Raw genomic sequence first — 22359 nt, forward strand, 5'->3', positions numbered from 1 at the left:
ACATAGTTTGACTTTAGAGATGTTTTTAAATGTTTTATTTTTTATAATTATGAATTCTATGAAAAAAATAAGTACTTTATTATTACTGCTAATAATTGGGACAAACGTAAATTTGCTCTCGCAGCCATGGGCTGAGCTGATTGAAGGAGATGAAAATAATTTTATTAATGTTCAAAAAGCTTTTAATAAATTCTGGCAAGACAAAGAGCTGGTAAGGGGAGAAGGTTGGAAACAATTCAAAAGATGGGAATATTTGTGGGAACAGAGAACTTTTCCGAATGGAATTATTCCTAATGCGAGAGTAATTTTTGACTCTTATGAGCAATTTAAATCTTCCAAAGGCGAAAACCCCCTTCTTCTCAGTAATTTTTCTGATTGGAAGGAAGTGGGTCCGATTAAAGTCCCACAGAATAAATTAAATTACAAATCAGGCGGTTTGGGAAGATTAAATGTTGTTAGAATTCATCCTACGAATAATAATATAATTTGGGTTGGTTCAGCTGGTGGAGGTGCCTGGTTTACAACAAATCGAGGACAAACCTGGACTAAAGCCGAGTTTACTGATGTGCTGTCTTTAGGTGTTTCAGATATTGCAATAGCACCGAGCAAACCTGATGTAATATATCTTTCAACAGGTGATAAAAACGGCTTCTTTATGACAAATGAATATTCTGTTGGAATATTAAAATCTACAGATGCCGGTAAATCATGGAATTTTACCTCTGAAAAATATAACCTGAACGATTATCACTTATCTAACAGAATAATTGTACATCCAACAAATCACAATCTTGTTTATGCAGCCACAAATCGTGGCATATTAAAAAGCACTGACGGTGCAGCTACATGGTCAGTATTGAATAATACTGCAATTTTTCGTGATATTGAGTTTAAGCCCGGAAACCCTGAAATTATTTATGCAACTACTTCAGGAATGAATCAGGGAACCACAACAGGCAGAATTTTTAGGAGCAGCGATGCCGGAAATACTTGGACAATTGTAGCTACATTGAATGGTTCATCAAGAATTGATTTGGCTGTTACTCCTGCCAATCCTGATTATGTTTATGCAGTAGCTTCAAGAAATACCGGTGCTTTTTTCGGGCTGTTTCGCTCCACAAATAGCGGTATTAACTGGTTAACACAATCAAATTCGCCAAATATTCTCAGCATTGATGTTAATGGCGGCGGTAATACAGGACAAGGCTTTTATGATTTGGCAATTGCTGTTTCGCCGGCTAACCCTGAATTTGTTTTTGTAGGCGGGATTCATACATGGGGTTCATCGAACGGAGGTAAAAACTGGCAAATTCTGAATCATTGGACGGGCAGTCATAGTCTGCCTTTTGTACATGCTGACCAACATCATTTTGTATATACCAAAGATGCAAGAGAGCTTTATGCCGCTAATGACGGTGGCTTGTATTTTACTTCTAATAATGGTACCACATGGAACGATATTAGTGATGGTCTTGCAATTGCCCAATATTATAAAATTGATGTAAGCCCTGCCTCTACTGATTTAATTGTTGGTGGAACTCAGGACAATGGTTCAAGTTTATTCGATGGAAAAAATTGGGCTCAGGTCAATGGTGGCGATGGGATGGCTTGTGCTATTGACCCTGAAAATCCGTCATTAATTTATACTACTACACAATACGGAAATTTATTCAGATCAACGAATGGTGGTAATAATTTTTCGAGGATTTCAGGACCCGATATATTTCAGGGAGAAATTGCTAATTGGGTTTCGCCATTTGTACTGAATCCTCAAAATCCTTCAAGTATTTACATTGGTTACAGAAATGTTTATAAATCAACCAATTGGGGAAATTCCTGGATTAAAATGACTAATTTTACTAATTCTGCTGCTATCAATCATTTGGCAGTAGCACCATCAGATTCAATGATTATGTATATGGCAGTAAGAAATTATTTGTATAAATCTTTAAATGGTGGTACTACCTGGACAGGAATTTTTAATCGTCAAAATTGGATAAGTGGCATTGCTGTTGACCCTGATAATGCTGATAGAGTATTTATCTCACTAAGTGGATATAGTGTTAGTGACCGTGTATTTGAAATTATCGGTTCGCAAATAAAGAACATCACATATAATTTACCGAATATTCCTGCAAACACCATAGTTTTTCAACATAATACTGCCGGTAGAATTTTCATCGGTTCGGATATTGGTGTATATATGAAAAGCGATGACTTTTCGGAAGAATGGACATTATTCAATACAAATTTACCTCCTGTAGTAATTAGCGATTTAAAAATTAATTATAGTACCGGTAAAATTTATGCAGGTACTTATGGTAGAGGAATATGGGAGTCTCAGCTGTTTGATTGCAATTTAGAAAAACCATTGGTTAAAGTTTCCGGTCAGTTAACTTTCTGCGATGGCGACAGCGTCAAGCTGGAAGCCTTAACAAGTTTCGATAATGTGTTGTGGTCTTCTGGTGAAACAAGTAAATCAATTGTTGTAAAAAGATCTGGAAATTATTTTGTAAGTATAAAAGATGAAGTCGGCTGTACAGAAAAATCTGAACCTGTGAATGTCGAAATGCTGAATGTGCCTGCTTTTAATATTCGTTCAAACAGAGGAATGGCAATATGCGGGGATAATGACACAATTAGTATTTTTGTACCTTTAGGATTGCAAAATTATGTATGGTCAACCGGTGACACGACTTCGCGAATATCTGTGTCTGAGCCGGGATATTATGTTGCTTCAGCAGTCACAGAAAGTGGCTGTCCTTTGATTGATAGTGTTTATATTGCAAAAAGACCTGTGCCTGCAAAGCCTAACATATATTATGAGGATGGAATTTTATTTACAGATACTGCATTTTCTTACAGATGGTACAGAAATAATTCAGCTATACTTGGTGCAAATCAACTTCAATATATTCCTACTGAATCAGGCGATTACTTCGTTGTTGCTTTTGATGAGAATGGTTGTTTCAATAGTTCGGAAAGTATCAGTATTACTACTTCAGTTATGGTTACACATAATTCTTCCGATATGTTTTTAATCAGTCCTAATCCTTTTGAAAATAATATTAGAATTACACCTAATTATAATTTTGATAATATAGAAGTTGGTATTATTGATATTTTGGGTAGAAAATTAGTATCCGATTTTGTAAGTAATTTATCTTCAGGACAGGATTATTTGATAAATCTTGATAATTTCTCAATCGGTACTTACATCCTTCTCATAAAATCTAATAATCAGATTTATTCTTTTAATATACAAAAATTGAATTAAGAAAATTTGTAATAATTTATAAATAATAAAATTGGAAATATTTTATGAAAATTGAAAAAGTTTTGGTTCTTGGTGCAGGTACGATGGGAAATGGTATTGCTCATACCTTTGCACAATCCGGCTACGATGTAGTGTTAAGTGATATTAGCGAGCCTGCTCTTGAAAAAGGATTGGCAACAATCCGCAAGAATATGGAAAGACAACTAAAAAAAGGTGCTATTTTGCAAGAAGCTATGGATCAAGCATTAGCGAAAATTCAGATTAGTACAGATTTAATAGTTGGAGCTGATGCTCAACTTGTTGTTGAAGCTGTATCTGAAAACAAAGATTTGAAGTTTAAAATTTTTAGAAATCTTGATGAAGTGATTAATTCTGAGGCTATTTTAGCAAGTAATACTTCTACAATTTCGATTACAGAAATTGCTGCACAGACCCGCAGACCCGAAAAGGTGGTTGGCATGCACTTCATGAATCCTGTACCAATGATGAAACTTGTAGAGGTTATTAAAGGACTTTCAACTACTGGTGAAGTCTATGATGAAATTATTTCAACTTGCCAAAAATTAGGTAAGACACCTGTTACAGCAAATGATTATCCGGGATTTATATCCAACAGAATACTTCTGCCATTTATAAACGAAGCAATTTTTGCACTTATGGAAAACGTGGGAACTGTAGATGGTATTGATGAAGTGGCTAAGCTTGGATTTGCACATCCAATGGGACCGCTTTTTTTAGCAGATTTAATAGGACTTGATACTTGTCTTGCTATACTTGAAGTTCTTCATAATGACCTTGGTGATTCTAAATACAGACCTTGTCCATTGCTGAAGAAAGTCGTTGCTTCCGGCGCTTATGGTCGTAAAACCGGAAAAGGATTCTATGATTATTCAGGTGAAGCACCGGTTGCGGTCAATTTTCATTAAATCATGGAAGTCTTCGTTATTAGATTACGTTTCATAGAATATCTAATCATTTTATATGATATACTACTAAAAAAAAAGAGTTGCTTAAATAAGCAACTCTTTTTTTAAAAAGCATAGATAAAAATTATTCAGCCTTGAAATCAGAGTCATTGATTTCAGGATTGAATTTCACTTCTGAAATTGCAATTTTTGTCTGAACTTCACTGTTCTGAGCAATCTCAATTCTCTTTGGAATAAATAATCCGTCAACTTTCTGGTATTCGTTAATCTTCATCTCAACGATAAAATCCTCACCATTTGCGTTAACTTTAGATTTGGAGCAATAAATGAGATTAGTAATTGCATCGAAATAAAAATCAGTTTCGTTGTTTTCTTCATCAACTATTTTTACGACATTACATTTCTTCTCATCAATATCTTCTAAACCTGAATAAGATATTTTGTAATTTTTTTCTTTGTAATTCATCAAAGGAGAATCAAGAATGGTTTTCAGACCATCAAGCTGTCCTTTTACCTGAGCTACTGCCATGTCAGGCAGGGCTGTTTTAGTTGTGCTGCCCGGCTGTATAGCCCAGTATTTATCACCGTCAGTTCCGGCTTCAACAGTCATTCCCATAGATGCAATATTCTGAACCAAACGCATTTTATTTGGTTTTTTGAGCCAGAAGTCAATATTAATATCCATATTTTGAGATGGAACATTCATATCTGCAGTTAGCGAGAAAGTTTTGATATTCTCAAATTTTTCTTTGCCACCGGTTGCTTTGATACTTTTTTCAATCAGATCTTCTGCTTTTTTTGCATCAGCAAATGTAAGAATATTCATTGCTAAGAATGCAGTTAGTAAAAAAATTATTTTTGAGTACATTATAATAACTCCAATATATTAAAAAAATTAATTTGGTTTTCCAAAATCAGATTCTGTAAGTCCGATGTTATAATTCACATTTTCAATTTTGAATTTTAATTCTCTGTCACCTGAATAAACTTCAATTTCAGTAGGGAATTTAACACCATTAAAATCATTATATTTATCGTAATAAGCTTCAAAAAGAAGCGGTTCAAGATTCATTTCTTTCATTGTGAGGTATTTAACAAGTCTGAAATCATTTTCAGCAAAGAAAAAATCATGATAAATGCCTTTTTTATCAATTAAAACAAATTTAAAGCAACCAATACCCGAAATTTTTTCGATGCCGGAATAAAACATCGAATCTCTGTCCTGCATTACAAAAATCTTTGGAAAAAATGCAAGTGATACGGATTCCATGTTGTGACGACTGATATCATCAATTGGGATAGTAGGCATACCCGGAAGTTTTGCCCAACCGGCATCATTACTTAGAGTAATATTAATCATAAAATTTCCTAAGTGTAGTCTGAGTCTATGTTTGTCAGGTTTTAGGAAAAAATAATTCAATTCGTTTAAATTACCGTTTTTTTCTATTATTTTGCCATTTACTCCAATATCAGAATATAAATTTAAAAATTCAACACCTCTGAACTTTTTAGCTTTTTCAAAAATCTCGTCTGAATTAATATTGCTATCAGCCTGAGAGCAGAATGTGTTACTAAAAGACAAAATTCCAATCAGAATAATTGCAGATAAAGAATAAATATTTAATTTAATTGCCATATACTTATATAAACGAATTAATTGAAAAAATGTGACAAATTGAATACATTTATTCTAATTTTTTTAAAAATTCAGCAGCCTCACGCTTTGATAATCCCATGCTTACCAATTTTTCGACATCGGGAATATCATTTCCAATTAACTCCTTAATTGCTTTCATTTCAATACTGCTAAACATCTCGGAATTTAGTATATAATCTTCAAAGGCTTCCCATGCCATTGGAACGGCAGCCTTTACAATTTCAGCGATAGCATTACCATAAACCTGAATTTCGTACTGAGCATGAGAATCAATTCTAAGTCTTAGGAAATGAAATAAGTTATGCAGGTCAATTTTCCAGTACCATTCAGTATAATTTGAAAGCGGCAGATTAATTCTTGCAATTTCTCTTGCAAGTCCTAATTCAAGCATTTCAGAATATTCTGAAAATGACTGAGAATTTCGGTTATTCAGAATCTCTAAAATTCTTGAAGTTGATTCTTCAGGGAGACTTTCATCGGCGCGTCCTTGTTTGTTGATTGTGCTTTGAGTCCTGATTTCTGAAATCTCCGGCACATAGAATTCATCTTTCATTTCGCTGTATCTTCCACTATATTCATTTACATTTGCTGTGCGATGTCGAATCCACTGACGTGCAATAAATATTGGAAGTTTGACATGGAATTTAAATTCCACCATCTCGAATGGAGATGTGTGTTTGTGGCGCATTAAGTATCTAATTAATCCCCGGTCTTCATTGACAGATTTTGTTCCCTTACCGTAGGAAACTCTCGCAGACTGGACTATTGCGGCATCATCGCCCATAACATCTATCAATCTTACAAAGCCTTTGTCAAGGCATTTTATTTCTTTTTCGATATATTCTTTGACATTAATATTCATAAATTATAAATTCTTTGCTTTTATGAAAAAAAAGTAGAAAAAAATTATTTCAGGAATTAATAGTAGAACAAGCGACAATGTGTCAGACGAAAAATATATACTGTTCCATGAATCAGGATAGATAAGCCGCGCTAAGGTGCCGGTAAGTGCCCATCCGATAGCAAAAAAAAGTCCTATCATAAGTATCGCCATAAAGCCCTCTTTCAGACTCACATTTTGCCAGCTTTTTGTAAAAGCGTACAATGCGCCGGCTATATGAAGATAAAAAATTAGTATTTCAATCATTATATTCTATTATTCAAAATAATATTTTTTACTTTTGAAAGTTTATAACTTACAAATATAAATATTTTTCGATAAATAATAAGACATTTATGAAGAATGAATCAAATGATTACAAAATTGTCTATGTTACAACAAGTTCGATAGACAGTGCTTCACATATATCAAAAATTTTGGTAAATGAAAATCTAGCAGCGTGCTGCACTGTTTTACCCAATGCTATATCTTATTTCCAGTGGGACAATTCAATTAATGAAAGGCACGAATGTTTGATTATGATTAAAACAACAAATGCTCGTCTTCAATTTTTGATGAACAGGGTAAAAGAGCTTCATCATGATGAAGTTCCTGAGATTATAGCTGTTGAAATTCAGGATGGATTTAAGCCTTATCTTGACTGGATTAGTGATACACTGCCTTCTTCATTCAATAATTAAATGCAGGATAAATAATGCCCATCAAACATTGGCAGGAAGATGACAGACCACGTGAAAGACTGATAAAATTCGGAGCAAAATCTCTTTCGGACTCAGAACTGATTGCGATTCTTATTGGTTTCGGCAAAGCAGGAAAAACTGCAATTGATATTGCCCGTGAGCTTGTTGAGAACTTTGGCAGTATTACAGAGCTCGCCAAAAGTGATGTGGCACAGCTCAAGAAGTTTGAGGGAATAGGTGTAGCAAAAGCCGTAAGCATTGCCGCTGCTTTTGAGATTTCAAGACGTGTTGTAGTGAATCCATTCAATTCAAAGAAAAAGCTTCAAAATTCAGATGATATCGCCGAGTATTATTTCCCGAGACTAAGGGATTTGAGAATTGAAATATTCAGAATTCTGCTGTTGAATTCAAGCAATCAAATAATTAAGGAGGCAATTATCACTGAAGGCATTTTAAATCAGACTCTTGTGCATCCCCGTGAAGTTTTCAGACCTGCAATAATTGAATCAGCTGCTTCTATTGTGCTAATTCACAATCATCCTTCAGGCAATCCCGAACCTTCAGTTGAAGATAAAAGAATTACTGACAGACTTGTTGAAACAGGAAATGTAATCGGCATTAAAGTCCTTGACCATCTCATATTTGGAAGTAATGATTATTACAGCTTTAAAAATGCAGGTTTGATTTAATTGTAAAAAAACCGAATAAATCAAAGTGCAGATTGGTAATCCTTTGCTTGAATTTATTCGGTTTAGTATCTAATTATTTCAGCTGAATTTATAAGAAATTATTGCTTAATTATGCTTTTAATATATTTAACTTTTGAGCCTTCCAAAATAACATAATAAGCACCTGCTGCAAAACCGCTTATGTCAATATTGTTATTATGCTGTCCTGCATTCAATGTCCCTAATGAGCTGTTGTATAAAGTGCTTCCGTCCAATGATACTATTCTCAATCCTACTTTATCCTGAGTTTCAAGAGTAAAACTTATATTTACAGCATCAATTGCAGGATTTGGCAAAAGAGTTAAGTTTGGACTATTAAATTCAGAATCCTTAACTGATGCCGGGTTTTTTGTTGTGAATGTCCAAGGCTCAGCCCAGTCAGATGTATCTGAAAAGTCTCTGTCTGCTCTTACTGACCAAAAATAAGTTGTATTCGGCTGAAGAATATTTTCAGCTTCAAAGAATTTATCTTCTCCAACATAAAGCTCAAGACTCTCCATATCGTTCCAAACCTTAAACTGGAAAATTACTCCAACTTCATCTGATTCCCATACAAATGTTAAAGATTCATACTCTAAATCAACGGCACCATTTTCAGGTGAGAGTAATGTCGGAGTTTCAGGTGTTTCTGTGTTGGAAATAAAATCAAACGATAATACCTCAGACCATGGGCTTGTTAGTTCACCACTTACTGCTTTTACTCTTGCATAATAGGTAAAAGTAGGAAGGTTATAATCAATTTCAAGCGATGTCTGATTTCCAACTTCAACTTCTTCAATGGTTTCCGGATTTGAGAAAGTCGGTTCGATTGATAACTCAACTACATATTCAATATTATCGCTTGTACCTTCAGGCATAATTTGAGATTGGCTCCATTCCAAAACTACTGGTAGTTCAGTTAACTCAGCACCATTTTCAGGGCTTGTAAATTCAGGAGTAGTCAGGTAGTTATCTTGTTCTGTCAATTGAACACTTACAATTTCAGACCAGCCGCTTTGTAAATCACCCGATTTGGCATTGACACGCATATAAAGATAAATTGAATTAATATTTTCATTAAATACAAAACTTGTGCCTGTTGCTACTTCATAATTAAATATCAAATTCTCCGCTGTAAAGTTGGGGTCAGTGGTAACCTGCAAGTCATAGGAAATATTCTGCAGTATTTCATTCCTTATTGAACCTGATTTAATTAATTCAGATTCAGTCCACTCAATTGTTAGAGGAAGTTCCAACCCTTCACTGTTATTTATTGGCTTTGTAATTGACGGAATAGTTAAATAGTCCTGAACTTCAGGCATTTCGTCAAGTATCCAAATATTTTTTGTATTTGTGGTGTTTATTACAGTTCCAAACATAATTTGAGAACTTTTTACATAAGAAATGTTCAAAAGACCAAATTTATATTGATCATTCATCCATAGATAATTAGTAGTCTCGGTTATGTTTATAATTTGAGGTGCTCCTGAAACACTAGGAGGAATTGTATCATAGATAGTTTGGTCAATTCTAACTCTTAATACATTCTGGAAAGTTCCATCCGGTAAAATCAAAGTACCGTAAGAGTCTACATAAGCCTTCGACATTCCACCTCTGTTCACTGTAACATCTATTCCGTCAGCATTTGTTTTGATTTGACCTGAAAATAAATCGTTGAAATCACTTTGAAATGCAAAGGGTAATGAGTAATATATTTCAGTATTATTGAGAACCTCTTGACCTGATTCAAATCCCACTCCTAATCTCTCGATTCTGTTTGAATTCGTTTTGAAATAAGTATCTCCACCTTCACTTCTTAAAGCATAGTCAGCTTCCTGAAAAAACTCAGATTTAATTCCTGACGGAGCTGAAATAATTGAATTATAACTCCTTGCCTCATCACCCGGTAATATCAATATTTTACTGAAATCCCAAACTTTTGAAGCCCCACTTTCACCTTCTGTTATTCCGGTTGTATCACAATCTATAATTGTATATTTTTCACCAACCTGTGGGATGCTGTTTGATGTCAAATCAGGTTGCCCTTTCAACACTGCCAAAAAAGAAAAAAATATCAGCAAGTAAATTGCTTTTTTCATTCCAATCACCTAAAAAGAAAATGTAACATAAAAAAAATAATAGACAAATATTTTAGTAAGATATTGTTAAAATTATCATGAGGAGGCACTAATTGCTAATGTTGCAGCCATAATCAAAAAATTAAAAATTATAATTATTTTGATAAAAGTAAACACTAAATGGGTAAAAATTGAAAAAAAAGTGTTAATTTTGTATTTTGTTAGTTTCACAATCGGTGATTTTTGCATTACATCAATCCCAAAAATAAAATTATTACAGAAAATCAATCATTGAATAATTTGAGTCAGTCATTAGTAATTAAAAAGCGAATAAACAGTAATATTCCTTCTTTTAGCATAATCGTTCCTGTATATCAGGAAGAGAAGCTGATTGAATCACACCTCAAATTATTTTCTTTAGATTTGAGAAAAAAGTATAATTTTGATTTAATCGTTAGCGATGGCGGAAGTACAGACGATACAGTTAAAATTGCTAGTGAGCTGGCTGATATTGTTGTCGTTCATAATTCACCTGAAAGGCAAACTATTGCTGCAGGAAGAAATCGTGGTGCCGATTGCTCAAAAGCAGATATACTTGTATTTTTGAACGTTGATTCTATACCTGAAAATATTGATAAATTCATTCAAATAATTATTGATTTCTCTGATAAAGAAGGTAAATTCAAAAATATTGGTGGTATAGCTTGCAATGTAGGCGGATTTCCAGATGAAGTTCTACTCAAAGACAAAATATTCTATTTTTTGCATAATAATTATGTTCATCTCTTGAATTTATTAGGTCTGGGAATGGGTAGGGGAGAATGTCAAATAGTAAGACGAAGCACGTTCGAAAAGGTCGGTGGATATAATGATTCAATCGTCGCCGGTGAAGATTTCGACTTATACAGACGCATTTCAAAAGTATCGAAAATTAAATTTCTGAGAGAATTGCTTATACTTGAGTCGCCAAGAAGATTCCGAAAATATGGCTATATCAGGACAATCCTTTTTTGGCTAATGAATTCATTATCTGTATGGTGGTTTGGAAAATCTGTATCAAAAGAATGGGAAGCAGTAAGATAGTTTTTCTCAATTATTTTAGAAATAATTTTATTATCTCAAATATTTTTATTACTTTTGTAGTTCTATGGTGACGTGGCCGAGTGGTTAGGCAGCGGTCTGCAAAACCGTGTACGGAGGTTCGACTCCTCTCGTCACCTCATAAATCCCTTGTAAAATTTTATTACAAGGGATTTTTTTTTGTTTATTAAAGCTATTATTTCAAGTCAATTTCAAATTCTTTATCCAAACTGTCTGCTTCGACTTCTATCACTTGGCGTGAATAATTGAGAGAACCGATATTGCGTTCAATTATAACTCTTCCACGGTATTTATTGGTAATTTCTGTATGATGATTCCAAGAGCGAAATCTTAGTTTTAGTTGGTATTTTCCGGGTCTTATTTGTTTTTGAACAAATGAGGATTCTTCAATTGGGTCAGTTAATCTGAAACCACCAAAGTAATTATCATAATACCAATTAGGATTGAATTTATTGGGGTCGAGTACTTCCAATCTTAATCTGTGTAAAAAATCATAGGACTCAGTCCTAATCATCAAGTCAATTTTTTCATCTTCATTTAATTCACCCTTGTTTACTAATGAATGAAGTTTTCTTCTTTCGATATCATTGATAACATAAGAATATTTTAAATAAGAATAGTCTAAAAGTTTTTCATATAGTTTTAAAGCTGAATCAGGCATACCGCAGTCCTCATAAATTCGTGCAAGTTTGAAATCCCGAACAATAGAATCAGGTTCAAAATATTGACTTCTGAGATATGCATCAATAGCAAGCTCTAAATTTTTAACTCTGCAAAAATACGCAGATAATTTATACATATAACTTGCTTTTTCATTGTCTATATCATAAACACCTGAAAGTAAAATTTCAGCCCTTGTTGTATCACCTTCTTTCAGATACTTTTCAGCAAGCTCAAAAATTGAATCAATCTCAGCTTTTAAATTTTCTTGTGAAAAAATATATGAAGTACTATTATCATCATTTCTTCCACCTCTTATGGAAGATTCTGAACTACGAAGCCATAAGAATTCCTCAAAATTATATGAAGAACTAAAAATATGAACTAATCCTAATTTAGTAATTTTGTTTGGTTTAATAACAACATATTTTTGTGCTCTTCTCATATCTCTTATTTTATCTTTTATGAAGCTAACTTCATATTCACCCGGTTCAATACCGTAAATTACAAACCTGCCTGTACTGTCAATGATATACTCTAAACTTTTTTCACCAATTATATATATACCAGCATTAGATAATACATTGCCATATTCATCTTTTACAAAACCGGTGAGTGTTCCTAAACCACTTGAAATGCTGTCAATTACACCATATTCTAAGTAAGATTTTATATCATTTGTATCTAATATTAATTTATTTTCCTGCCCTGCTTTAATATCATAACTTATTGTATTAAATTCTTTTTCATTGTCAAATAAATAAAATTTATTCTCACCCCTTAATAAATCTTTAATCTGATTATTTTGCTTTATTAAGGTTTCAGTAAATTCGCCATTTATAGAAACGTAAACAGTATCCAAGTACTTATCTGATGAATCTTTTGCATAAATTGATATATCACCAAAACCGATACCTTTATTTCTAAATTCATTTATTAAGTCCAAATCAACAACATTTAACTTACCCTTTTCCAATTTGTAACGAAATGTTATGCTGTCATTGTTGATTAATTTGATACGAATAGAATCAAATTCGTGAACAATTTTTGGTTTAAAAAAGGAATCAGAACTGTCAATTACTAAACCTTTATTTAAGAAAGTAAGACTTTTTAGAATTTTGAATTTATATTTTTCATAGAAAAATGGTTTTGGCAAAATAAAACCTGTTTGTTCTTTTTCAGTAAGTTGGGTTGATAGAGAATAATCAAAATAAATATTTTCTTCAATTTGATTATTCTTGAAGTATTCAAATAAATCTTTGTAATAATCATAATAATTAAACTTTAATTTATCCAATTCCATCTTGCCTTTTTCAAGTAACAATTTTTTTCCTTTCTCATTTTCAATAAGCATTTCCCTATCATATCTTGCTTCTTCTTCCTCTAATTTAGCTTTTTGCTTATCAAATTCTTGTTTCAAATCCGGTGGTGGGTCAATACCTGATGATAAGTATTGCCAAATTGTTTCCAGCACAATAAACGAGCTGAATTTTGTAGCAAAGCTATGTTTCTTGCTTAGGCGGACAATTTCAGCAGTGTCAATTTTTGATTCGAGCATAAGAGAATTTACCTTATCGGAAGCCCATAATCTTGGCACGGAGCTATATGAATCAGTTGTTGATTCCGATAATGAAATTTCGGTGGCAGTTCCGTCCGAAAATTTTAAATTAATTTTGTCATCTTTGGATTTGAATTTTCCGGTAATTCTGAAAATGTCCGGATTTTCAAGATGTTTTGAAATATTTAAATCTGAAACATTACTTCCGGAATCAATCCATGCAATTGAATTTGACAACTCAAACATTGACATTACAGCACTGTAGAGATTATCATTATTATAGAGATTGATAAATTTTCCACCACTTTTTTCGCTTATATGACGGCAATAAGATTCATCGAAATCCGGGTTTGAATTAATGATATATACCGGCTTATTAATGCTGAAAAAATCACAGTCGCCAAGATTTTTCACACCGTTTGAGAGCATCATAATTATATCAGAATTTAGATTTGCTAAATCTATTGAACCATAATTTGTTGCTCCAATATACTCAATATTATTAAGATATTCGATAATTTCATCCGAATTTCCTGATTCCACCTTGAATTTAACCCGAGCCAATTCGTAAAGCGAAAATGCAATAAGTTCAATATCAACATTTTCTAATCGTTTGAGATATTCCCTAATAAAATATTGTTCGGCTCTGAAATTGTTGTTTTTTTGGGATAATGAGGCATCAACAAACATCGTAATTGAGTTTGCTTTTTTACTTTCCAAATTAGAAAGTGGCGACTTTACCAATGCTGAAAAATATTTCTCATTTTCAAATTTTGACAAAGAAACAATTGGTTTTTCAAATTTATTGCGGTACATAAACTTGAAAAAATTACTCCCTTTAAAATCTTTGAGTTTTAAATTTGATTTACCTGATTGATTTATTTTTAACTCATTGATATTGGATTCAATAAATAATTGCGAATTAACATTTGAAGCATCAAGTTCGATATTAAAATACTCAAGATTATCCATAAAGTCGAATGGATAATCAAGTTTAAAGATTTGATTTTCTTCGTCATAATCAAAATCACAATCATAACTTATTCTAACTCTTTTATTTTCCTTTTCCATAATCGGGAAAACACGTAATTTTATAGAGTTTCCTTTCACAATTTCAAGCAGTCCCGGGTCGTTGTTTCGTGCTACAATTCTTTCGTAAGTTGATTTAGCAAGCATTTTTTCGGCAATCATTCCCTTTCGCAGGACATCGCCAACATTCATATCAAAAGCAGTTATAAGCTGGTTATTAAGCATTGGCATACTTAGTTCGCCTTCAATCCATTCATCAAGAGGATTATTGTAAGTCAGCAGCCAATCAAAGGAAATACGCTGTTCATTGCAGGTGATTTTCAGGTCGGCAGATACCAATCTCATTTTAAATATAGTATCTTTGGTTTTGCCAAGCAGGATTGGAGTAAACTGGGTTGCAATTAAGGATTCAGTGTTGATAAAAATAATATAAATATATAGAAATAGCACTTTGATGCTAATATTTTTAAAGCCCGATACTATTTTTTTCATAGATATTATCCTGTAATATATTTTTTCTGCTTTGCCAACATTGATATAGACAAAAATAATAATAAAAAAGTTACAAATGATGATTAAATACATATTCAAAACTTATAATTAAGATAATTAATAAATTGAAATATTAATATTATCCTTTCATTCAGTAATTTTCATTCAATTATTTGTATTTTTGCATTTTAAAATTTCACAAAAATGATCCGGAGAAATATTGAAACCCTGGAAGGCAGAATTAGCTCTTCTATCAGTTACCTTTTTGTGGGGAGGAACATTCCTTTTCACAAAAATCGGATTGGATGATTGTACACCTTCCACATTTATAATTCTTCGTTTTATGTTAGCACTTAGTCTTTCATTGATTTTCTTTGGAAAAAGTCTCACATCAATCAGCCCGGAAACCATTAAGCAGGGTATAATTTTAGGGCTATTATTTGGTGGCGGCTTCATTCTTCAGACTTACGGATTGAAATACACTACAGTATCAAAGTCTGCATTCATAACTGGTATGACGGTACCAATAACGCCTTTTGTGTTCAAATTAATCCAGAAAACAAGCATAAATTTCTGGTCAAAAGTCGGAGTGGTAGTCGCAACTATGGGTTTGTACATTTTCACAAGGCCTGATTTTGATAACATCAATCCCGGAGACTTGCTTACTCTGATGTCCACATTTTTCTGGGCTTTTTATATCACATATATGGATAAATTCACAAAAGGAAGCACAGAAAAAAATAAAACTCACCAACTTGTATTTTTGCAGTTTTTGGCGGCTTTACCGCCCGCAATCATAACTTTACTTGCTATTGAACTGCCGACCTTTTCGTTTAATCTTACTCCGAGTTTGATCACAGCACTTGCTTATAATGGGATTCTGGCTTCATTTTTAGTGACGATAATTCATACATCTGTACAACGATATACAACACCTGTTAAAGCGGCGCTGATATTTTCGTTAGAGCCGATTGTTGCTAATGTTTTAGCTATTATAGTAATTAACGAGATTTTAAACAGCAGGGAATATTCCGGGGCAGCAATTTTATTTTCCGGTCTATTGATATCGGAATTGGGTCCATATTTGCAGAAGTTGATAAAAAAACGCCGATTTAGATAATTTACTTTGATAATACTTATTATTTCATTATTTTTGTTTTATTTATAATTTAGAATATCGAAATGCTGAAATCAAAATACAATCCTGATAAAACCTTTACAATTGGAATTCTTGGTGGTGGACAACTTGCAAAAATGATTGCTTCTGCTGCATACAGACTTGGAATTAATGTTGCTGTGATTGAGTCACATTCTGATTCTCCAGCCGGTGATATGACAAAGAGTGACTTCACAAAGGGCTGGCTCGAGACAAACGAGCTGGACAAATTTATCGAAAAATCAGACGTTATAACACTTGAGAATGAATTTATTGACCCTGAAATTTTGGATTATATTTCCCAAAAGCGAACAGTATATCCAAGTCCGCAAACTATGCGTCTTGTGCAGGATAAATTTATTCAGAAAGAAACTTTTAAGAATGCAGAGCTGGAAGTTCCTTATTTTGAAGAAATCAATTCAGTTGATGATGTTTTTAAATTTGGAGAAAAAAAAGGATACCCTTTCGTAATCAAAGCAAGAAAATACGGCTATGACGGCTATGGGAATGCTACTGTTTTCAATAAGGAAAGTGCTGAAGAGGCTTGGAATAAATTTAAAACAAACGGTAAAAATCGCGATTTGATGGCTGAGGAATTTGTTGAATTCTCAAAAGAGCTTGCTGTAATTGTAGCAAGAAATTCAAATGATGAAATAGAAGTGTATCCTTGTGTTGAGACTGTCCAATACCGTCATATTTGCCACGAGGTTATCGCACCTGCCGAAATTAGCGAAGATTTACAGAATAAAGCCCGTAACTTAGCGCTCAAAGCTGTAAAATCAATTAATGGTATCGGCGTTTTCGGAGTAGAAATGTTTCTGACCAAAACCGGTGATGTTTTAATTAATGAGATAGCACCGCGTCCTCATAATTCGGGTCATTACACAATAGAAAGTTGTTATACATCACAGTTTGAAAATGCTATCCGTGCTGTGTGCGGTTTGCCTCTTGGCTCATCAAAAATGATAACACCTGCATCAGTGATGATAAATCTTCTCGGTGTAAGAGATGGCATTGGCGTACCAACAGATGTTTCCGAACTTCTCAGACACAAAAAAGTATTTCTACATTTGTATAATAAGAAGCAATCTCGCACAGGCAGAAAAATGGGACATATTACATCTTTAGGTATGTCTCAAACCGAAGCCAGAGCTATTGCAAGAAGCGCCGCAGATTCAATTGTTTGGTAATAAAAACGCAGAAACTCTAATTAAGCTTCTGCGTATTTGACTAATTATTTTCTAAATATTATTACAAAGTAATAGTATTTTCGTTCATATTTTCAAGTGCTTTTACGAATGCCGCAAGTGTCTGACCTGCTAACATACCGTCAATTACTCTGTGATCATAAGTAATTGAGCAGTACATCATGTGGCGAACCAAGATTAAATCATTGCCTTCGACTTCTTTCACTACTGCACGTTTCTTTATAGCTCCGACACCAAAAATGCCGCACTGTGGCTGGTTGATTACAGGTGTTCCGAATAAAGTACCGAATGTGCCAACATTAGTCAAAGTGAAAGTACCACCCTGAATTTCATCAGGAACAAGTTTCTTGTTTCTTGCACGGGTAGCCAAATCATATACAGAGCGAGCAAGACCGGTAATATTAAGCACTTCTGCATTCTTAATTACAGGTACTATTAGGTTTCCATCAGGCAAAGCAGTTGCTACACCTAAGTTGATTCTTTTATGACGTATGATATTCTTGCCATCAACACTGACATTAACCATAGGGAACTGACGAATTGCATCAACAGCAGCCTGTACAAAGAATGGAGTATAAGTGAGTTTGAAACCTTCCTGCTTTTCAAATTTATCTTTATATTTATTTCTGAAATTAACAAGGTTTGTAACATCAACTTCCGCAACACTTGTAACGTGTGCTGAAGTATGCTTGGAATAAACCATGTGGTCAGAAATTAGCTGGCGAATTCTATCCATCGGAATGATTTCAACATCATCACCAGAAGGCAGATTAATCACAGGTGCTTTTGGTGCAGCAGGAACACTTGCTGTCGAAGTCGCAGGTTTAACTGTAGCTGATGCTTGTGCTGTTGCAGGAGTTGCTTGTGATTTTGCTGTTCCGCGATTAGCAATATATTTATTTAAATCTTCTTTTGTTACTCTGCCCTGAATGCCGGTGCCTTGTATTTGCTGTAATTCTTCGAGTGTTACACCGCTGTCTTTCGCCATAGCACGTACAAGAGGAGAATAGAAATTATCGCCCATTCTACTTGGTATTTCTGTTGTACCGCCACTTACAGGAATAACAACTTCAGGTGCAGATGTTTTAGCAGAAGGTGAAGGTTCAGGCTTTGTTTCAGCTTTGGGTGCTTCTTCTTTAGTAGATGGTGTCGCGACTGAGGAAGCACCTGTTGAAATACGAGCAATTACAACGCCGACCTCGACAGTATCACCTTCGTTTGCTAATATTTCCACAATTGTTCCGGAGACAGGAGAAGGTACTTCTGTGTCAACTTTATCTGTAGAAATTTCAAGTATCATTTCGTCACGTTCAACAACTTCACCAACTTTTTTTAGCCATTTGATAACAGTTCCTTCCTGAAGAGACTCGCCCATTTTAGGCATAACCACATCAATTGTATTGCCACTTGCAGGTGCAGTTTGTGGCGCTTCAGGAACTACTTCAGGTGTTGGTTGTGGAGTTGGCTCAGGTGCTTTTACTTCCTGAGGTTTTGGTGGCTCCGAATTCGTTTCAGCAACTGCTGAAGCATCAGTCTCAATTATAGCTATGGGTGTACCAACTTCGACAGTTTCTTGTTCTTGAACTAAAATTTTTGATAAAACCCCCGCGTTTGGTGATGGAACTTCTGTATCAACTTTATCTGTTGATATTTCGAGAATCATCTCGTCGCGTTCTACAATTTCGCCTTCTTTTTTTAGCCATTTGGTTATAGTACCTTCTTGAAGAGACTCGCCCATTTTAGGCATTACTACTTCAATTTTCATCTTAAATCTCCAGTATATTTAATTTTTAACGTGTATTCTTCAAAATCAAAATAAATTACAATTATTATAAAACATAAAAATCATCAAAATATTGTAGTATGATGTCTGTTTTGTTTCAATAATCTTAATAATGACCAAAAATTCTTGCGGCAATTTTTTTAGCATATTCAAGTGCATCTAAATCAAGTCCACAATCTTCATTCATATTCCCCAAAAAATCTATCAGAGTTTCAGTGGCAATATTTCCGGTTAGTGAATCCTCAGCCATCGGACAGCCTCCAAATCCCATCATCGCTGAATCAAATCTTCTGCATCCGGCTTCATAGGCTGCTTTGATTATCCCTTGTGAATTTGAAGGGTTTGAATGCAAATGAGCGCCAAATTCAACAAAATCAAACTCGAGTATAAGTGTTGTGAATAATCTCGAAATTGATTCAGGAGTTGATACTCCAACTGTATCGGATAGGGCAATAGTATGAATACCGACATCAGCAAGCTTTTCAGCCCACCCGGCAACTATTTCCTCATTCCAGGGATCTCCGTAAGGATTACCAAATGCCATAGACAGATAAACCACAAGTTCCCGATTATTCTGAACACAAAGGTTATTTATCTCTTCGACCCTGAGCAGGGACTGCTCAATAGAAGAATTTGCATTTCGTTGCTGAAATGTTTCTGAAACTGAAAACGGAAAACCTATGTAATCAATTTCATCAAAAAATATAGCCTGCTCAGCTCCTCTTAAGTTGGCAACAATAGCCAAAAGTGCAGAATATGAGTCATTCAAATCAAGATTCTTAATGACATCAATAGTATCATGCATTTGAGGAACAGCTTTTGTAGATACGAAAGAACCAAAATCAATTGTATCAAAGCCTACCTTAAGTAGAGCATTGATATATTGTATCTTAAGTTCTGTAGGGACAATTTTGGTAAGCCCTTGCATAGCGTCCCGAGGACATTCAATAAGTTTCAACATTACTTTTTTGAACCGTAGAATTTAATCATAACAACCAATTAATCGTGAAATAACCAATCTTTGAATTTCGGAAGTACCCTCACCAATCTCAAGTAGCTTCTGGTCGCGGTAAAATCTCTCAGCGCCGTATTCTTTCATAAGTCCGTAACCTCCAAGAATTTGCACACAGTGATTAGCAGCCATATGAGCAAGCTCTGAGCAATATAATTTTGCTATAGCACCTTCTTTGGTGATTTTCTCACCTTTATCAAGCATACGACATACATCATAAAGGTAAGTTCGTGCTAATTCCAATCCCATTTCAATATCAGCCAATTTGAAAGCATTTGCCTGATATGTGGATATAGCTCTTCCGAATGTTTTTCTTTCTTTTGAATATTTCAGGGCAAGTTCATATGCACCCTGAGCAAGACCAAGTCCCATAGCGGCAATAGAAAGTCTGCCGTTGTCGAGAGTTGAGAGCATTTGCTTAAAGCCATCACCTTTTTTCCCCAGAGTATTACTCGCAGGCACGCGGCAATCCTGAAAATACAGCTCACTTGTATTTGATGCACGCCACATCATTTTACCTTTCATAGTTCGTGCTTCAAAACCCGGTGTATCATTTTCAATTATTATACATGTAAACTCTTTTCTTCCATCAGGTTGCTGACCTGAAACTGCGAGTACAGTAGAGCCCAAAGTAACATCTGTAGCGCCATTGGTTATAAATATTTTTGAGCCGTTTACTATCCAATCGCCATCATCTTCGTATGCCCGGGTTTGAGTATTTCCTGCATCTGAACCAGCTTCGGGCTCTGTAAGACCGAATCCCCACAGATTTCCCCCGGCAAGTAAGGGAAGATATTTTTCTTTTTGCTCTTTACTACCAAAATAATAAAGTGGACCTGTTCCAAGCGAATTATGTGCTGCTATCGTTGCAGCATGTGAACCATCTACACGGGCAAGTTCTTCAACCATAATTATATAAGATACATAATCCAAGGAACTTCCTCCGTATTCTTCAGGAAGGAATGCACCTAAAAATCCCATTTCAGCCATCTGTTGGGTGATGTCATAAGAGAATTCTTCTTTTTCATCATATTCACCTGCTACAGGCTTAATTACATCCTCTGAAAATTTCCTGACAGTATTTCTTAATAATATCTGGTCTTCAGTTAAATTCCGATTGATTGACATCTTATAATCCTAGTTTTATTTGCCCGCTTCATAAAATTGTTAAAACGAAATATTTTTTTAATTATTTGTCAAAATTATGAAATAAATGTGTTAATTATTTGATTTCCTAATAAAAACTTCCTTAACTTTAGGTAGAAGAATACCTGAAATTATCAAAATCAATCCTATAATCGAAATTAAAGCAATTGGTTCACCTAAAACAATAGAAATAAAAATCAAGGATATGAATGGGGACAGATAAATAATACTCCCTGTCTTGGCAGTGCTTTCGGCGTACTTAAGGGCTTTGAACCAGACATAGAACGTTACGCCCATTTCAAATAATCCTATATAAATTCCTGCAAATAGAACATTAATATTGAACTCAAAATTTTGTGTAAGCATAATGTAAATTAAAATATATAAAGTTCCAAAAGCAAAATTTAGCATCATCTTTTCAATATCGTTTCGTGTGTCTTTAAGATTTAATAGCCAGTAAACTCCCCAAAAAATAGAGCTGGACAGAGCTAAAAATATTCCAAAAAGACTAATGTCACCAAGTCCGGGGATACTTCCCTGTGATGATAAAACCACAACTCCTGCAAAACTGATTTTCAAGCCGACAATTGATATTAATTTTTGTCTTTGTTTTAAAAATACTGATGTTAATAATGTTACTACAATAACCCATGTATAGTTTAGGGGTTGGGCAATCTGTGCCGGTAGTAGCTTATATGCTTCGAACAGTATCAGGTAGTAAAGGAAAGGATTTAAAAATCCAAATAATGAAGAATTTAATAATCCCTTTAATTTTACAGAATCGCTAAATTTATTTTTGGAATAAAACAAAGCAGAAAAGAAAATTAATGATGTAAGTGAAGATATGAATAGCAAATTTGCAGGATTAGTATAAAACAATCCAATTTTGAAAGCAGTAGCCACGGTTGACCACATCAAAACAGTCAAACCGGCAAATAAATATGATTTCCTTGAATTTTTATCAGTCATATACGTTAATATGATTTTT

The 22359-nt window shown here is 34.0% G+C and carries 17 protein-coding genes and 1 tRNA gene; 8 read left to right on the forward strand and 10 right to left on the reverse strand.

What is annotated here, in order from left to right; translation table 11 throughout:
- Positions 1 to 58: 58 nt before the first annotated feature.
- Together KF896_02535 and KF896_02540 are read left to right on the forward strand one after the other, a co-directional pair.
- On the forward strand, positions 59 to 3277 hold the full coding sequence (locus KF896_02535) for a T9SS type A sorting domain-containing protein (GenBank protein ID MBX3042569.1): 3219 nt from the start codon (positions 59 to 61) through the stop codon (positions 3275 to 3277).
- 44 nt (positions 3278 to 3321) lie between these two features.
- Positions 3322 to 4203 carry a 3-hydroxybutyryl-CoA dehydrogenase gene (locus tag KF896_02540; GenBank protein MBX3042570.1) on the forward strand — a complete coding sequence of 294 codons (882 nt, stop codon included), beginning with the start codon at positions 3322 to 3324 and terminating at the stop codon, positions 4201 to 4203.
- A 124-nt stretch (positions 4204 to 4327) separates the two neighbouring features.
- Here KF896_02540 and KF896_02545 read toward each other — a convergent pair whose 3' ends face one another.
- Genes KF896_02545 through KF896_02560 form a run of 4 tightly spaced genes read right to left on the reverse strand, consistent with a single transcriptional unit; the run spans position 4328 to position 7007 of the window.
- The gene (locus tag KF896_02545; protein ID MBX3042571.1) at positions 4328 to 5071 is read right to left on the reverse strand and encodes a hypothetical protein; all 744 of its coding nucleotides are present in this window, start codon (positions 5069 to 5071) and stop codon (positions 4328 to 4330) included.
- Between the two features lie 27 nt (positions 5072 to 5098).
- On the reverse strand, positions 5099 to 5839 hold the full coding sequence (locus KF896_02550; protein ID MBX3042572.1) for a hypothetical protein: 741 nt from the start codon (positions 5837 to 5839) through the stop codon (positions 5099 to 5101).
- A gap of 49 nt (positions 5840 to 5888) precedes the next feature.
- Positions 5889 to 6722, reverse strand: a complete 834-nt coding sequence (locus tag KF896_02555) for an FAD-dependent thymidylate synthase (protein MBX3042573.1) — start codon at positions 6720 to 6722, stop codon at positions 5889 to 5891.
- Positions 6723 to 6725: 3 nt separating this feature from the next.
- Positions 6726 to 7007, reverse strand: a complete 282-nt coding sequence (locus KF896_02560; protein ID MBX3042574.1) for a hypothetical protein — start codon at positions 7005 to 7007, stop codon at positions 6726 to 6728.
- 89 nt (positions 7008 to 7096) lie between these two features.
- Between KF896_02560 and KF896_02565 the strand changes: the two genes are divergently transcribed.
- Together KF896_02565 and radC are read left to right on the forward strand one after the other, a co-directional pair.
- Positions 7097 to 7441, forward strand: a complete 345-nt coding sequence (locus KF896_02565) for a divalent-cation tolerance protein CutA (GenBank protein MBX3042575.1) — start codon at positions 7097 to 7099, stop codon at positions 7439 to 7441.
- Between the two features lie 14 nt (positions 7442 to 7455).
- Complete coding sequence (radC, locus tag KF896_02570; GenBank protein ID MBX3042576.1) at positions 7456 to 8130, forward strand: DNA repair protein RadC; 675 nt, start codon at positions 7456 to 7458, stop codon at positions 8128 to 8130.
- 98 nt (positions 8131 to 8228) lie between these two features.
- On the opposite strand, the gene KF896_02575 is transcribed toward radC, so the two are convergent.
- Positions 8229 to 10247 (reverse strand): T9SS type A sorting domain-containing protein, encoded by a 2019-nt coding sequence (locus KF896_02575; protein ID MBX3042577.1) that lies wholly within the window; start codon positions 10245 to 10247, stop codon positions 8229 to 8231.
- Positions 10248 to 10469: 222 nt separating this feature from the next.
- Between KF896_02575 and KF896_02580 the strand changes: the two genes are divergently transcribed.
- Together KF896_02580 and KF896_02585 are read left to right on the forward strand one after the other, a co-directional pair.
- A complete protein-coding gene (locus KF896_02580) occupies positions 10470 to 11309 on the forward strand; it encodes a glycosyltransferase (GenBank protein MBX3042578.1) in 840 nt (279 codons plus the stop codon).
- A 66-nt stretch (positions 11310 to 11375) separates the two neighbouring features.
- Positions 11376 to 11446: transfer RNA gene (locus KF896_02585), tRNA-Cys, on the forward strand.
- 56 nt (positions 11447 to 11502) lie between these two features.
- On the opposite strand, the gene KF896_02590 is transcribed toward KF896_02585, so the two are convergent.
- On the reverse strand, positions 11503 to 15066 hold the full coding sequence (locus KF896_02590) for a hypothetical protein (GenBank protein ID MBX3042579.1): 3564 nt from the start codon (positions 15064 to 15066) through the stop codon (positions 11503 to 11505).
- A gap of 220 nt (positions 15067 to 15286) precedes the next feature.
- Here KF896_02590 and KF896_02595 point away from each other — a divergent pair, with 220 nt between their 5' ends.
- Complete coding sequence (locus KF896_02595; GenBank protein ID MBX3042580.1) at positions 15287 to 16186, forward strand: DMT family transporter; 900 nt, start codon at positions 15287 to 15289, stop codon at positions 16184 to 16186.
- 62 nt (positions 16187 to 16248) lie between these two features.
- Positions 16249 to 17412, forward strand: a complete 1164-nt coding sequence (locus KF896_02600) for a 5-(carboxyamino)imidazole ribonucleotide synthase (GenBank protein MBX3042581.1) — start codon at positions 16249 to 16251, stop codon at positions 17410 to 17412.
- Between the two features lie 61 nt (positions 17413 to 17473).
- Here the strand turns inward: KF896_02600 and sucB are convergent, their stop codons facing one another.
- The 4 genes from sucB to KF896_02620 all read right to left on the reverse strand — a co-directional run bounded on the left by sucB (position 17474) and on the right by KF896_02620 (position 22340).
- Complete coding sequence (sucB, locus tag KF896_02605) at positions 17474 to 19195, reverse strand: 2-oxoglutarate dehydrogenase, E2 component, dihydrolipoamide succinyltransferase (protein MBX3042582.1); 1722 nt, start codon at positions 19193 to 19195, stop codon at positions 17474 to 17476.
- A gap of 124 nt (positions 19196 to 19319) precedes the next feature.
- The gene (locus KF896_02610) at positions 19320 to 20174 is read right to left on the reverse strand and encodes a hydroxymethylglutaryl-CoA lyase (protein MBX3042583.1); all 855 of its coding nucleotides are present in this window, start codon (positions 20172 to 20174) and stop codon (positions 19320 to 19322) included.
- Between the two features lie 21 nt (positions 20175 to 20195).
- The gene (locus tag KF896_02615) at positions 20196 to 21347 is read right to left on the reverse strand and encodes an acyl-CoA dehydrogenase family protein (GenBank protein MBX3042584.1); all 1152 of its coding nucleotides are present in this window, start codon (positions 21345 to 21347) and stop codon (positions 20196 to 20198) included.
- Between the two features lie 96 nt (positions 21348 to 21443).
- Positions 21444 to 22340 carry a DMT family transporter gene (locus KF896_02620; protein ID MBX3042585.1) on the reverse strand — a complete coding sequence of 299 codons (897 nt, stop codon included), beginning with the start codon at positions 22338 to 22340 and terminating at the stop codon, positions 21444 to 21446.
- Between the last annotated feature and the right edge of the window lie 19 nt (positions 22341 to 22359).

The organism is Ignavibacteriota bacterium (genome assembly GCA_019637995.1).
Taxonomy (GTDB): domain Bacteria; phylum Bacteroidota; class Ignavibacteria; order Kapaibacteriales; family UBA2268; genus JANJTB01.

Coding starts and splice junctions, on each gene's coding strand:
- KF896_02535 (MBX3042569.1), top strand. CDS start 59: ATGAAAAAAATAAGTACTTTATTATTACTGCTAATAATTGGGACAAAC.
- KF896_02540 (MBX3042570.1), top strand. CDS start 3,322: ATGAAAATTGAAAAAGTTTTGGTTCTTGGTGCAGGTACGATGGGAAAT.
- KF896_02545 (MBX3042571.1), bottom strand. CDS start 5,071: ATGTACTCAAAAATAATTTTTTTACTAACTGCATTCTTAGCAATGAAT.
- KF896_02550 (MBX3042572.1), bottom strand. CDS start 5,839: ATGGCAATTAAATTAAATATTTATTCTTTATCTGCAATTATTCTGATT.
- KF896_02555 (MBX3042573.1), bottom strand. CDS start 6,722: ATGAATATTAATGTCAAAGAATATATCGAAAAAGAAATAAAATGCCTT.
- KF896_02560 (MBX3042574.1), bottom strand. CDS start 7,007: ATGATTGAAATACTAATTTTTTATCTTCATATAGCCGGCGCATTGTAC.
- KF896_02565 (MBX3042575.1), top strand. CDS start 7,097: ATGAAGAATGAATCAAATGATTACAAAATTGTCTATGTTACAACAAGT.
- radC (MBX3042576.1), top strand. CDS start 7,456: ATGCCCATCAAACATTGGCAGGAAGATGACAGACCACGTGAAAGACTG.
- KF896_02575 (MBX3042577.1), bottom strand. CDS start 10,247: ATGAAAAAAGCAATTTACTTGCTGATATTTTTTTCTTTTTTGGCAGTG.
- KF896_02590 (MBX3042579.1), bottom strand. CDS start 15,066: ATGAAAAAAATAGTATCGGGCTTTAAAAATATTAGCATCAAAGTGCTA.
- KF896_02600 (MBX3042581.1), top strand. CDS start 16,249: ATGCTGAAATCAAAATACAATCCTGATAAAACCTTTACAATTGGAATT.
- sucB (MBX3042582.1), bottom strand. CDS start 19,195: ATGAAAATTGAAGTAGTAATGCCTAAAATGGGCGAGTCTCTTCAAGAA.
- KF896_02610 (MBX3042583.1), bottom strand. CDS start 20,174: ATGTTGAAACTTATTGAATGTCCTCGGGACGCTATGCAAGGGCTTACC.
- KF896_02620 (MBX3042585.1), bottom strand. CDS start 22,340: ATGACTGATAAAAATTCAAGGAAATCATATTTATTTGCCGGTTTGACT.